The sequence below is a fragment of the Frankia sp. CcWB3 genome (assembly GCF_977927595.1).
In genome coordinates, this window is record NZ_CDWRCK010000110.1 from 1 (window position 1) to 13,102 (window position 13,102).

Sequence of the window (13,102 nt, forward strand, 5' to 3'; positions counted from 1 at the left end):
AAGTCATATCATCGAGACCATGGCTGGAATCGCGCTGACGCCGGTGTCGTATCTGGTCCTGGGGGAGGTAGCGCGGCGTGGCAGTGCCACTCCGTACGAGCTCAAGGTCGCGGTTGCCGGCTCGATCGGTAACTGCTGGTCGTTTCCGCACGCCCAGCTCTACAAGGAGCCGCCCCGCCTTGCCGCGGCCGGACTCCTTTCTGAGGAACGGGAGGAGTCCGGCCGCAGGCGGCGATCTTTCGCCTGACCGGCGCCGGCCGGAGCAGGTTGGCCGCGTGGCTCGCCGTCCCGGAGGCCGGGCGCACCGAGCTGCGCGATCCCGGCCTGCTCAAGCTGGCATTCGCCGATCTGGGCCGGCCGGGTGATGTCAGCCGGCTCGCGCGGGCCCAGGCGGCGGCGCATCGCGCTCACCTGGAGGTGTACCGCTCCCTGACCGCGCTGCCCGCGGGTGCCCTGGCCTGGTCGCTGCGCCGGGCCCTCGATCTCGGGCTCGGCTACGAGGAGCTCGCGGTCGAGTTCTGGGAACGCCTCGCCGCCGAGCCGGGCGGGGCGGCGCGGCGGTCAGCGGACGGTGCGGTGCCTGCCCCGGGCCCGCAGGTAGTCCCGGATGACGTAGTTGCCGAGGGCGGCGGGATCGGGTGAGAGAACCCGCCCGCCGTTGCGTCTGGCCATCTCCTCGACGAACTGCACCAGCCGTGGCTCGTCGTCGAGCATGAACACATTGACGGTCACGCCGCGCCGGGTGAGCCGGTCGACCTCGGCCAGGGTCAGCTCCAGGGTCTCGGGCATCGGCGGCCAGGAGAACGAGGGAGCCCCGTCGCGCAGCAGGTGCGCGGTGGGCTCACCGTCGGTGACTACCATGATGACCGGCTCCGCCTGCGGGTAGCGGCTCAGCAGCCGGCCCGCGATGAGCAGGGCGTGCTGCAGGTTCGTGCCCTGCACCATCTCGGAGTCGAGTCCGGCGAGCTCGACCGGCCGCAGCTCCCGGGCGTAGTCCGAGAAGCCGACAATGTGGATCTTGTCTTGCGGGAACGACGTGCTGACGAGCGTGTGCAGCGCGAGTGCCGTCGACTTCGCGATGCCCCAGGTGCCCCGCAGCGCCATCGAGTAGGACAGGTCGACGAGCAGGCACACCGCCGCCGTGGCGCGGCGCTCCGTCTCGGCGACCTCGAAGTCGGCCACCGCCAGGCGGATCGGGTGGCCCCGGCCGGGCGGACCGCCGCGCAGCACCGCGTTGCGGACTGTGCGGACGACGTCGATCGGCTGGGTGTCGCCGAACTGCCAGGCCCGGGAGGTGCCCAGCAGATCCCCGGCGGAACCCGCGTCGGTCACACTGTGATCCCCGCGGCCTCGGGCGGAGATCTGCCGGAAGATCCGGGCCAGCGCGGCCTGCCCGATCCGGCGCACCGCCCGTGGGGTGAGCTCGAGGCTCCCGGCCCGGCGGGTGAGGAATCCCTGCCGTTCCAGCTCCCGTTCGATCTCCTGCAGCCCCCGCAGATCGTCGACGGCGGACCGGCCCAGCGCCCGGGCCACCGCCTCGGGGTCGACGTCCTCCAGGGATGCCCCGGCGTAGTCCTGCCCCAGCGCGGCGGCCAGTTCGTCCAGCTCCGCGAGCTCCTCCAGCGCGGTGGTGGCGTCGCCGAGGCCGAGCGGTTCCTCGCCGGTCAGGCCGTCGCCCGACCGGCCGGCCCGCCCCCGCACCCGTCCACCCCAGTTGAGGTCCGGTCGGGACGCGCGCAGCGCCTGCGCCAGTCGTGACATCTCTGCGGCGAGCCTCAGGTCCTCCATCGCCGTGGACATCAGGTCGGCGAGTTCGGAGCGCTGCTGCGGGGTGAGCCCGGCCAGTAACCGCGCGGCGGCGGCGGCCCGGCGGGCCAGCGCGTCGACCAGTTCCTCCAGCGAGCCGGGGTTCTCCGGGAAGAAGTCGCCGAACTCCCGCATGAACCGGGCGAACGCCTCGTCGGTGTCCTCACCACGGGCGTCCGCCTCCAGCAGGGCGTTGAGCGCGGCGACCATCTCCCGGATCCGGGCGAAGTCTTCGGGCGCGGCCCCTTCCAGGGCCTGCTTCATTCCCTTGAACTGGGAATCGAGGACCTCGCGACGCAGCAGCTCGGAGATCTTCTCGTACGTCTCGCGGGCCGGCGGGGACCGCCAATCGTACTCGGCGAGCGAGCGCACCGCACGGGCGGGGTCCGCGGGCAGCGCGTCCAGCTCGGCCTCGCGCAGCCGGGCGTCGTCGGAGGGGTCGGGGAACAGCGCCGCCCGTTCCTGGCCCACGGCGGTGTCGAGCAGCCGGCGGACCTCCTGGAGCGTCCCGTCCATCCGGCCGCGGGACCGGGCCTCCCGCCGGTGCCGCTCGACGGCCCGGCGCATGTCGTCCAGACCACGCCGGCCCGGCATGCCCCGGCGCAGCAGCGACTCCAGCGCCTCCCGCGGGGTGCGTCCCTCCAGAATCTGGCGGGACATCTCATCCAGGGCGTCGGACGCGGTGAAGGGGGAGGCGAGTGGATCGGGTCCGCCGTCCCACGGGCCATAACGGAATGTTCCGGAACTCACTGTTCCTCCTGGAAGCTTCCGTGCGAGGTCAGGTGCCGCCGGGTCAGGTGCCGTAGACGGTCCGTCCGGGAAGCTCTTCCTTGGCCAACCGACGGTTGAGGTGCAGTCCCTCCATCGCCAGCTCCAGTGCGGCCGCCGCGAGCCCCGGCGACTCCGCCCCGTCCACGCCGAGCCTGGTCAGGATCGCCGCGAGCCCGGGCACCGGCCCGGCCCGGCGCAGCAGCTCGGCCGCCGCTACCAGGTCGCCGGTCTCGACCGGGCCAGCCGCGTCGAAGCGGGCCTGCAGGCCGGTGAGGTCCGCGCCGGCCAGCCTCGCCCGGAACGTCTCGGCCACCGCGCGGCGCAGCAGCAGCGCGAGGACCTCGTCCTCCCGGTCCTCCTCCAGCTGGTCGAACTCGACCTTGCCGCGTACTGCCGGGACGATCGCGGCGAGGTCGACCACCCGTGCGGTGGGCGTCTCCTCGCCGGTCAGCGCCGCGCGGCGGACCGCCGAGGCCGCCACCGTCTCGGCCGCGGCCACCGACAGCCGGGCCGATACCCCCGAGCGATGGTCGACCTGGGGGGCGTCGCGCACCAGCCGGGTGAACCGGGCCACGATCTCCACCAGGTGATCGGGTATTTCCGGCGCGCCGAGCGGGGACCCCGCCCAGGACATCACCGCCTCCTGGCGGATCAGCGCCAGTTCGTCGGTGAGGTGCAGCGGGTAGTGGGTGCGGACCTCGGCGCCGAACCGGTCCTTGAGCGGCGTGATGATCCGCCCTCGGTTGGTGTAGTCCTCGGGGTTGGCCGAAGCGACCAGCAGCAGGTCCAGCGGCAGCCGGAGCAGGTAGCCGCGGACCTGGATGTCCCGCTCCTCCAGCACGTTGAGCAGCGCGACCTGGATCCGTTCGGCGAGGTCGGGCAGCTCGTTGACGCTGAAGATCCCGCGGTTGGTGCGCGGCACCAGCCCGTAGTGGACCGTCTCGGGATCGCCGAGCGTGCGGCCCTCGGCGACTTTCACCGGGTCGACGTCGCCGATGAGGTCGCCGACGCTTGTGTCCGGGGTCGCGAGCTTCTCGCTGAACCGCTCGCCGCGGTGCCGCCAGACCACCGGCAGCGCGTCACCGAGATCGGCCGCCAGCGCGCGGCATCGGCCGCAGACCGGCGCGTAGGGGTGGTCGTTGATCTCACAGCCGGCGACGGCCGGCGACCACTCGTCGAGCAGGCTCACCAGAGTGCGGATGAGTCGGGTCTTGCCCTGCCCGCGCTCGCCGAGGAAGACGATGTCGTGGCCGGCCAGGATGGCCCGCTCGACCTGGGGAAGGACGGTCTCGCCGAAACCGACGATGCCCGGGAACCGGGGGCCGTAGCCCCGCATCAGGGCGACGAGGTTGTCGCGCAGCTCCGTCCGCACCGGGCGGTGCGCGTGCCCGCTGCGGCGCAGCTCACCCAGGGTGGTGAGCTGCGAGGCGGCGGCCGTCGGCGGGTGGGCCGGAGATGCCACGGTCGGTGGCACGGTCGGTGGCACGGAATGACTGGGCTGTGCCGGCAGATCCTCCACCCGTCGACGGTACGCCGATGCCGCCACCCGTGCAGCCGGGTCGGCAGTCGTCCGCTGCTGGCGTAGTCAGCCCGAGTAGGGCGACACCGAGACGATCTCGACCTTGGCCGAACGGCCGTTGGGCAGCGTGTAGGAGACGGTCTCGCCCGCCTTGCGCCCGGTCACCGCGCCGCCCAGCGGGGACGCCGGGGAGAAGACCTCGATGGGCGTGCTGTGGTCCTCGCGCGAGCCGATGAGGAACTTCTCCGTCTCCCGTTCGCCGGGGAAGCGCACCTCGACGACGGTGCCGGGGCCGGCCTCGCCGGTCGCCGCGGGTGCCTCGCCGACCTGGGCGTCGCGCAGCAGGTCCGTGAGCTGGCGAATCCGGGCCTCCTGCTTGCCCTGCTCCTCCTTGGCCGCGTGGTAGCCGCCGTTTTCCTTGAGGTCGCCCTCCTCGCGGGCAGCTTCAATTTTGGTCGCGATCTCCGTACGCCACGGGCCGGTCAGGTAGTCGAGCTCGGAGCGGAGCCGGTCGTATGCCTCCTGGGTGAGCCAAGTCTGCTGCGTCACGCGGGTCACGCTCCTCGGTGAACATCAAAAGGACCATCATACCAAAATGAATCAAGGAAGATGTCGGGCTTGGTGGCTCTGGCGGCGTCTGGACCGCCTGGAAGCCCCGGACCGGCGGGTCAGCCCTTACGGGTGATCCGACAGCCCTTGCCTTCGACCTCGACCACGAATGCTTCACGCAGGGGTGGGCGGACGACGGGACCGGCCGTCGTCCATCGGCCCTTCGGACCGGGCCGACGACGATGTCGGTGCGCCGGTCGACGGCAGCCCTGCCGTCGAAGCATGCGCGGACGGTGCATTGTGCCACGGCGTTGGGTGACTTTTCTAGACCGAACGCGGGGCGGGCCCCGGCGGTTCCCCGGGCGAGCTCGGACCACCCGGGCCAGTGAGCTCGGAACAACGCCGGGGCATCAGGAACAATGGGCCGCATGCCTGCGGTCCACGATCGGCATGGCCTGCGCTTGATGGCCATCCACGCCCACCCCGATGACGAGTCCAGCAAGGGCGCCGCCACCATGGCACGTTACGCCAGCGAGGGCGCCGACGTGCTCGTGGTCACGTGTACCGGGGGAGAGGAGGGCAGCATTCTCAATCCCGCGATGGACCAGCCGGGTGTCGCCGCCCGGATGGCGGAGATCCGCAGGCAGGAGATGGAGGCTGCCCGGCTCATCCTCGGGGTCCGCCAAGAGTGGCTCGGCTTCGTCGACTCCGGGCTTCCTGAGGGCGATCCGCCGCCGCCCGTTCCGGACGGGCGGTTCGCCACCATCGCGCTCGACGAGGCGGCCCGTCCGCTGGTCCGGTTGATCCGTCAGTTCCGGCCGCAGGTCATCACGACCTACGATGAGTCGGGCGGGTATCCGCATCCCGACCACATCATGACCCATCGGGTCAGTGTGGAGGCGTTCGAGGCGGCCGGTGATCCCGACCGTTATCCCGAGGTCGGTGCCGACGCCGGCCTCGAACCCTGGCAGCCGCTCAAGCTCTATTACCACCTCACCTTCCACAAGGAGCGCATCCTCGCTCTCCACGAGGAGATGATGGCCCGCGGTCTGGAGTCCCCCTATGCCGAGCGGCTGGCCGAGTGGGTCGACCGCGCCGAGGACACCGGTCGGCTCACCACCCAGGTGGAGTGCGCGGACTGGTTCGAGACCCGCGACCGGGCGCTGATCGCCCACGCCACCCAGGTCGACCCCACCGGATGGTGGTTCCGGATACCCCTGGAGGCGCAGCGGGACGCTTGGCCGACGGAGGACTACCAGCTGGCCCGTTCTCTCATCGAGGTCGGCATGCTGCCCGAAGACGATCTGTTCAACGGTGTGTGACTTTCCGGTGATGTGGCCTTTTGGGGGACGTAATGAAGTAACAAATACGTGATCGAGAGCATCATCGCAGGTCACAGGCCTGTGGAGGGTTCGAAACGCGCAAGTTATTTCATTTCGACTCCTTGGACGGCATGTGACTTTTTGAACAGTATGTGATCTATTCAACGGTGCGTGGCCGCGGAGGCGGAGGGCTCGCACGGCAGGGCGTAGGGTCGGAACTGGCGTCCGTCGTGGAGTGTCCCCGTGGCGGGCGGTAACAGCAGGTGTGGCGGACACCAGAGGACACCAGGTGTGAGGACGTGGCCGTGAACGAGGTCTTCGCCGCTTCCGTGCTGGTCGAGAGGAAGATCGACGCCGGAGCCGTCGGGTTCCTCGTTGTCCTGGCACTGATCGTGGCATCCATTGTGATCTTCTTCTTCCTCTCGAAGAGCCTGCGCCGGATGCGGTCGAACGTCGCCAGCGGCGAGTTCGCCGGCGGCGATCCTGATCCGAACGCGATGCGCCGGCTGGACGGTGGAGACGGGCGCCGTGGCGGGCGCGGTTCCGCCGCCTTGCCCGGGGGAGATGCGCCGGTTATCGACGGGGAGGTCGTCGAGGAGACCGCCGGCGCCGGTAGCCCGGCGGGCCCGGCGGGTGGCGGCAAGCAGCTGGACCTGCCGACCCAGCCCGGACCCCCCGCGGGCTCCGCGGGGAGCGATCGGTAGGCGGCTGCCGCAGACCCCGGTTAGGCGGGGGAGGTGGCGATATTCACGATCCGACCGGGCACGACGATGATCTTCTTGATCGTCTGACCGTCGGTCTGCCGGGCGAACTCGGGATGCGCGGCGAGCAGATCGCGAACCGTCTGCTCCGCCGAGCCGTCCGGAACCTCGAGGGTGAACCGGACCTTCCCGTTCACCTGGACCGGGATCGTCCTGACCGACTCGGCGGCCAGCGCCGGATCCCCGATCGGGAAGGCGGCCGTGCTGACCGACTCCTCGTGACCGAGGCGGGACCACAGTTCCTCGGCGATGTGCGGGGCCAGCGGGGCCGCCATCAGGGTGAGCGGCTCGGCGAGCGCGCGGGGGGTGGGGGACTTCCCGTAACTTTTGCTGACGAAGTTGGTCAGTTCGATGAGCCGGGCGACCGCGGTGTTGAACCGCAGCCCCGGGTATTCGGCGGTGACCGTGAGGATCGTCCGGTGCAGGACGCGAAGAGCCTCGTCGTCCAACGGCTCGTCGACGACGGCGGCCGCCCCGGTGGTCTCGTCGACGACGGTGCGCCACAGCCGCTGGAGGAACCGGTGCGAACCGACGATGTCGTCGGTGTGCCATGGCCGGTCGGCGTCGAGCGGGCCCATTGCCATCTCGTAGACGCGCAGCGTGTCGGCGCCGAACCGGTCGTACATCTCGTCCGGGCTGACGCTGTTCTTCAGGCTCTTGCCCATCTTGCCCGAGCGCCGGTTGACCGGGGCGCCCTGGAAGAGGAACCGGCCGTCGGGGGTCGCCGTCACCTCGGCCGCCGGGACGTACATGCCCCGGGCGTCGGTGAAGGCATCCGCCTGGATATAGCCCTGGTTGAACAGCCGCTTGAACGGCTCCTTGGTCGAGACGTGGCCCAGGTCGTAGAGCACCTTGTGCCAGAACCGGGCGTAGAGCAGGTGCAGCACGGCGTGCTCGACGCCGCCGACGTACAGATCGACGCCGCCGTCGCCGGGAACCGCGCCCGGCCCGGCCATCCAGTATCGCTCGACGGTCGGGTCGACGAATCGCTCGGTGTTGGTCGGGTCCAGGTAGCGCAGGTAGTACCAACACGAACCGGCCCACTGCGGCATGGTGTTCGTCTCACGCCGGTACTGCTTCGGCCCGTCGCCGAGATCCAGGGTGACCGTCACCCAGTCGGCGACCCGGGCCAGGGGGGGCAGCGGGTCGCTCGCGTCGTCCTCGGCCATCGCCGTGGGCCGGAAGTCGGTCATCTCCGGCAGCTCGATCGGCAGCAGCTCGTCGGGAACCGCGTGGGGGAGCCCGTCGGCGTCGAAGACGATCGGGAACGGCTCGCCCCAGTACCGCTGGCGGGAGAACAGCCAGTCCCGCAGCCGGTACGATCGCGCCGACCTGCCGGCGCCGATCTCCTCTAGCCAGTGAACCGTGGCCTTGATCGCCTCGCTCTTCGACAGGCCGACCAGCACCGGGGCGCCGGCCGGACCGGGCCGATACTCGCCCGCACCACTGAACGCCTCGGGCCACTGCGCCGATGGAGTCGCGGGCACTACCCCGTGCGTGGCGTACCAGTCCGCGTCCGGCTCCAGCACGGCGGGGATCGGCAGGTCGAACGCGCGGGCGAAGGAGAAGTCCCGGCTGTCGTGTGCCGGCACCGCCATGATCGCCCCGGTGCCGTAGCCCAGCAACACATAGTCGGCCAGGAAGACCGGGATGACCCCGCCACCGATCGGGTTGCGCACGTACGAGCCGGTGAACACGCCGGTGCGGTCGATGACCTCCTCGCCGCGCTGCCGGTCGCTGCGGTGGGCCGCGAACTCCCGGTAGGCGTCGACGGCGGCTCGCGGGGTCCACGCCGGATCGGCGCCCGCCTCCGGCCCGGCGGTGCCTGCATCCGACCCGGCGGCGCCCGCCGGTTCCGTGCCGCCGCCCCGCCGTCCCGCCGGGAAGCGCCAGCTCACCGGGTGCCCGTCGGCCAGGTGTCGGCGATCAGCGTGTCGACCAGGGGATGTTCGGGCGCAAGCACCAGGAAGGTGGCCCCCGCCAGGGTGTCCGGGCGGGTGGTATAGACCTCGATGCGCCGGGCGGTCGATGAGCCGGACGGATCGGAGGGATCGGACAGATTGAACAGATCGAACGGACTGGAGGCACCTGTCCCCTCGCCGGGGGCGACGACGGTGAACTCGACGCTGGCGCCCTCGCTCGGACCGATCCAGTTGCGCTGCATCTGCTTGATCGAGTCCGGCCAGTCGACCAGGTCGAGGTCGGAGATCAGCCGCTCGGCGTAGGCGGTGATCCGCAGGACCCACTGCTTCAGCGGCCGGCGGAACACCGGGTAGTTCCCGATGTCGCTGCGGCCGTCGGCGGTGACCTCCTCGTTCGCCAGCACGGTGCCCAGCCCCGGGCACCAGTTGACCAGCTGTTCGGAGATGTAGGCCAGGCGGTGCGCGTCGACGGCCTTCCGGCGGGACACTTCGTCGAGCTCGGCCCACGCCAGCCCGGCCGGGTTCGCCGCCCGGACCGCGTCAACCGACACGGCCGTGTTCCCCCCGGCGGGGCCGGCTACCGGCGCCCGGGTGCCCGCGGCGAACTCCTCGATCAGCTCGGCGATCGGCCGGGCCCGGTCGGCCTGCGGGTCGTACCAGCTGTTGAAGATCTGCTGGAAGATCCACTGCGTCCAGCGGTAGTAGCCCACGCCGGTCGTCGCGATCTCGCGGCGGGTGTCGTGGCCCAGCCCCAGCCGGGAGAGCTGGCGGCGCATGTTGGCGATGTTGGTATTGGTGGTGTCGCGGGGATGCTGGCCCGTGTTGATCGCGTACTGCTCGGCGGGCAGGCCGAAGGAGTCGTATCCGAACGGATGCAGCACGTGCCGGCCGGACATCCGCAGGTAGCGGGCGAACACGTCGGTACCGATATACCCCAGCGGGTGCCCGACGTGCAGCCCCGAGCCGCTCGGATAGGGGAACATGTCCATGATGTAGAACGGCTCCCGGCCGGCGACCTTCTCGAAGCCCGCCGAGAGCGGCCCGACCGGGTTCGGCGAGTTGAACGTGCCCTCGTCGGCCCACCGGTGCTGCCAGCGCCGCTCGATGTCGGCGGCGAGCCGGGCGTCGTACCGGAAGCTCGGCTCGCCGCCCCCGGTCCCGGCGGGGGCGCCGCCCGCGGTGCCCGCGGCTGCCGGGGTGGTCCCGCCGGACGCGTCGGTCGGTGCCACCGTGGTGTCCGCGGCGCCGGTCCGGGCGCCGGGCTCGGCCGTCTCACTCATCGCTCGTGCCATCCAAACTCGTTGGTACGTCGACCCTCTCACCGCTCTCGCGGCGGGAACGGCGGCCTGGCGGACGGCGGTCGAGCGAGCGGACGGCGGGGATCGTGCGGTCCCACGAGCCTATCCGCCGGGTACGCCGGCGCGGCGGGCCGGTCGAGGAAGCGCGCCGATCACGTCGGCGCGGCGTGGAGATGAGGGCGGACTACCTGGGCGCGCCTTTGGTTGCATATCCAGAGGCCTACGGGGTTCCGCGGGCCTGGCGGACACAGATCATGAGGAGTTCGGGTGCCTAACAAGCTCGCGGAGCAGACGTCTCCGTACCTGCTGCAGCACGCGGACAACCCGGTCGACTGGTGGCCCTGGAGCCCGGCGGCCTTCGCGGAGGCGGCCCGGCGGGGAGTGCCGGTGCTGCTCTCGGTGGGCTACGCATCCTGCCACTGGTGCCATGTCATGGCGCACGAGTCGTTCGAGGACGCCGTGACCGCCGAGTACATGAACGACCACTTCGTCAACATCAAGGTGGATCGGGAGGAGCGGCCCGACGTCGACTCCGTCTACATGGATGTCACCGTCGCCCTGACCGGGCACGGCGGCTGGCCGATGACGGTGTTCCTCACCCCTACCGCCGAGCCGTTCTTCGCCGGCACCTACTTCCCGCCGCGTCCCCGGCCCGGCATGGGGTCGTTCCGCCAGGTCCTGGCGGCGGTCACCGAGGCCTGGCAGACCCGGCGGGACGAGATCGAGGAGTCGGGGGCGGACATCGCCCGCCGGCTCGCCGAGGCGGCGATGCGCGGTCCGGTGTCCGGTCCCGCCGCCGAGATCACTCCGGCTCTGCTCGACACCGCCGTGGCGGGGCTGTCGGCCCGCTTCGATGCCCGTCACGGTGGATTCGGCGGTGCGCCGAAGTTCCCGCCGTCCATGGTCGCCGAGATGCTGCTGCGGCACTCCGCCCGCACGGGGGACGCGCGCAGCCTGGAGATGGTCGCGGTGACCTGCGAACGGATGGCGCGTGGGGGCATCTACGACCAGCTCGCCGGGGGGTTCGCCCGGTACAGCGTCGATGCGACGTGGACGGTCCCGCACTTCGAGAAGATGCTGTACGACAACGCGCAGCTGCTGCGGGTCTATCTGCACCTGTGGCGGGCCACCGGGTCGGCGCTGGCCGAACGGGTGGCCCGGGAGACGGCCGCCTTCCTGCTCGCGGATCTGCGCACCCCCCAGGGGGGGTTCGCCTCGGCGCTCGACGCGGATGCGGTTCCCGCGAGCGCCGTTCCCGCGAGCGCCGCCCCGGCGGGAGCGCACCCCGAGGAGGGGGCCAGCTACGCCTGGGCACCCGCCCAGCTCGTCGCCGTCCTCGGGCCGGAAGACGGCCGATGGGCCGCCGACGTCTTCGGCGTCACCGAGCAGGGCAGTTTCGAACGTGGTACGTCGGTGCTGCGCCTGCCGGCGGACCCGGGCGACCCGGCGAGGTTCGCGGCGGTCCGCGCGGCCCTGGCCGCGGCACGGGCGACCCGGCCGCAGCCGGCTCGCGACGACAAGGTGGTGGGCGCCTGGAACGGCCTGGCCATCGCGGCGCTGGCCGAGGCCGGCGCGTTGTTCGACGAGCCGGGCTGGGTGCGGGCCGCCGAACAGGCCGCCGTCCTGCTCCGGGACGTGCATCTCGTCGACGGACGCCTGCGCCGGACGAGCCGGGACGGCCGGGTCGGCGTGAACGCCGGGGTACTGGAGGACTACGGCGACGTCGCCGAGGGGCTGCTCACCCTGCACCAGGTCACCGGCGATCCGGCGTGGCTCGCGCTCGCCGGGACGCTGCTGGACACCGTCCGTGACCGGTTCGCGGCCCCTGGCGGGGGGTTCTTCGATACCGCGGACGACGCGGAGGTGCTGTTGCGCCGGCCGCGGGACGACTCGGACTCGGCGACCCCGTCGGGCCAGGCTGCTGTCGCCGGCGCCCTGGTCAGCTACGCGGCGTTGACCGGTTCCACCGAACACCGGTCGGCCGCCGAGACGACGGTGGCGCGCGTCGCTCCGCTGCTGGCCCGGGATGCCCGGTTCGCCGGTTGGGCCGGTGCGGTCGCCGAGGCGCTGCTGGCTGGGCCGGCCGAGGTCGCGGTCGTGGGCAGCTCGGCGCTGGAACGGCTCGCCCGCCTCGGCACGGCGCCTGGTGCGGTCGTGGTGACCAGCGGACCGCTGACCGTCGGCCGGGACACGGCCGGGGTGTACGTGTGCCGGGACTTCGTCTGTGAGCTGCCGGCCCGAACCGCCGCCGAGGTGCGCCGCCAACTCGGGGTGAAGGTGGCCACCTGACCGTCCCGCTTCTTTCACTGGTGATGCGGTAAGCATGTTGTACTGGCGATGCAGTAAGACTGGTGATGCAGTAAGCATGTAATCGTCACGAGGGGTTCTTCGGATCCGCTCCGGGGCGCCGGATCGGGCCTCCGGGTCCGGATCGGCCGGCAGGCCGGGCCCGCGCGCGGGCCCCGACGCGGGTGCCGATCGGAGATCGAGGGGACACGTCATGTCCGGTCCGCGTGGACGGGGGTACGGCAGGCCGGGGGATCGGGCGGAGGTGGTTCCGGCGGACGACGCCGCAGCCTGGTTCGCCGCGCACATCCCGGCCGGGTGGTTCGCCGGGATGCCCACGGTGGTCGTGGACCGGGACGAGATTACGGTCATCGGGGTACTCGCGGCCGGCGGCGCCGCGCCTGGAGGAGTGCCGTCGGCGACGGGGGCCCGGATCCGGCGGTTCCGGGAGCAGACCCGCGAGGAACGGATCGCCATCGCCACGAAGGCCGAACATCGGTACAACCGCAAGGTGGCGTGGGGCGCGACCCTTGGTGACACCACCGAGCTGTTCACCGCACTGTCCGTGCCGGTGATGACCCGGCTGCGCCAGCCGGAACGCCAGGTGCTCGACACCCTCGTCGACTCGGGGGTGGCGCGCAGCCGCAGCGAGGCCCTCGCCTGGTGCGTACGTCTGGTGGGCGAGAACGCCGACAGCTGGCTGTGCCAGCTCCGGGAGGCCATGGAACAGGTGGAGAAGATCCGCTCGGTGGGCCCTCGGCTGTAGTCGGCGGAGACCCCGTACGGTGCCCGATGCCAGGGGTCCCCGCACTGCGGCGAAGCCGCCGTGTGGGGGAAGGCTGGTAGGGCCTGTTTGGGAAGTATGTCC

At 71.6% G+C, this 13,102-nt stretch carries 8 protein-coding genes and 2 pseudogenes; 6 read left to right on the forward strand and 4 right to left on the reverse strand.

The annotated features are described in order from the left end of the window. Positions 1 to 247, forward strand: a pseudogene (locus ACY5KJ_RS10450) (PadR family transcriptional regulator); the annotation flags it as partial. 20 nt (positions 248 to 267) lie between these two features. Continuing rightward, positions 268 to 642 carry a hypothetical protein gene (locus ACY5KJ_RS10455; RefSeq protein ID WP_462185945.1) on the forward strand — a complete coding sequence of 125 codons (375 nt, stop codon included), beginning with the start codon at positions 268 to 270 and terminating at the stop codon, positions 640 to 642. On the opposite strand, the gene ACY5KJ_RS10460 is transcribed toward ACY5KJ_RS10455, so the two are convergent. The 3 genes from ACY5KJ_RS10460 to greA all read right to left on the reverse strand — a co-directional run bounded on the left by ACY5KJ_RS10460 (position 562) and on the right by greA (position 4,645). Then, positions 562 to 2,556 carry a vWA domain-containing protein gene (locus tag ACY5KJ_RS10460; protein ID WP_462185944.1) on the reverse strand — a complete coding sequence of 665 codons (1,995 nt, stop codon included), beginning with the start codon at positions 2,554 to 2,556 and terminating at the stop codon, positions 562 to 564. The genes ACY5KJ_RS10455 and ACY5KJ_RS10460 overlap by 81 nt on opposite strands. Before the next feature lie 43 nt (positions 2,557 to 2,599). Then, a complete protein-coding gene (locus ACY5KJ_RS10465) occupies positions 2,600 to 4,096 on the reverse strand; it encodes a magnesium chelatase (protein WP_462185961.1) in 1,497 nt (498 codons plus the stop codon). A 66-nt stretch (positions 4,097 to 4,162) separates the two neighbouring features. Continuing rightward, positions 4,163 to 4,645, reverse strand: coding sequence for a transcription elongation factor GreA (gene greA / locus ACY5KJ_RS10470; protein ID WP_462185943.1), 483 nt, complete (start codon positions 4,643 to 4,645; stop codon positions 4,163 to 4,165). Positions 4,646 to 5,064: 419 nt separating this feature from the next. On the opposite strand from greA, the gene mca reads away from it, so the two are divergent. Both mca and ACY5KJ_RS10480 read left to right on the forward strand, forming a co-directional pair. After that, on the forward strand, positions 5,065 to 5,967 hold the full coding sequence (gene mca, locus ACY5KJ_RS10475; protein WP_462185942.1) for a mycothiol conjugate amidase Mca: 903 nt from the start codon (positions 5,065 to 5,067) through the stop codon (positions 5,965 to 5,967). Positions 5,968 to 6,272: 305 nt separating this feature from the next. Continuing rightward, entirely contained in the window at positions 6,273 to 6,671 is a 399-nt protein-coding gene (locus ACY5KJ_RS10480) for a hypothetical protein (RefSeq protein WP_462203267.1), read from the forward strand. Between the two features lie 20 nt (positions 6,672 to 6,691). On the opposite strand, the pseudogene ACY5KJ_RS10485 reads toward ACY5KJ_RS10480, so the two are convergent. Further along, positions 6,692 to 9,942 (reverse strand): annotated as a pseudogene (locus tag ACY5KJ_RS10485) (leucine--tRNA ligase). A 273-nt stretch (positions 9,943 to 10,215) separates the two neighbouring features. On the opposite strand from ACY5KJ_RS10485, the gene ACY5KJ_RS10490 reads away from it, so the two are divergent. Beyond that, complete coding sequence (locus tag ACY5KJ_RS10490) at positions 10,216 to 12,237, forward strand: thioredoxin domain-containing protein (protein WP_462185939.1); 2,022 nt, start codon at positions 10,216 to 10,218, stop codon at positions 12,235 to 12,237. Between the two features lie 211 nt (positions 12,238 to 12,448). Continuing rightward, entirely contained in the window at positions 12,449 to 13,000 is a 552-nt protein-coding gene (locus ACY5KJ_RS10495; RefSeq protein ID WP_462185938.1) for a hypothetical protein, read from the forward strand. The last annotated feature ends 102 nt before the right edge of the window (positions 13,001 to 13,102 follow it).

Coding starts and splice junctions, on each gene's coding strand:
- mca (WP_462185942.1), top strand. CDS start 5,065: ATGGGCCGCATGCCTGCGGTCCACGATCGGCATGGCCTGCGCTTGATG.
- ACY5KJ_RS10495 (WP_462185938.1), top strand. CDS start 12,449: ATGTCCGGTCCGCGTGGACGGGGGTACGGCAGGCCGGGGGATCGGGCG.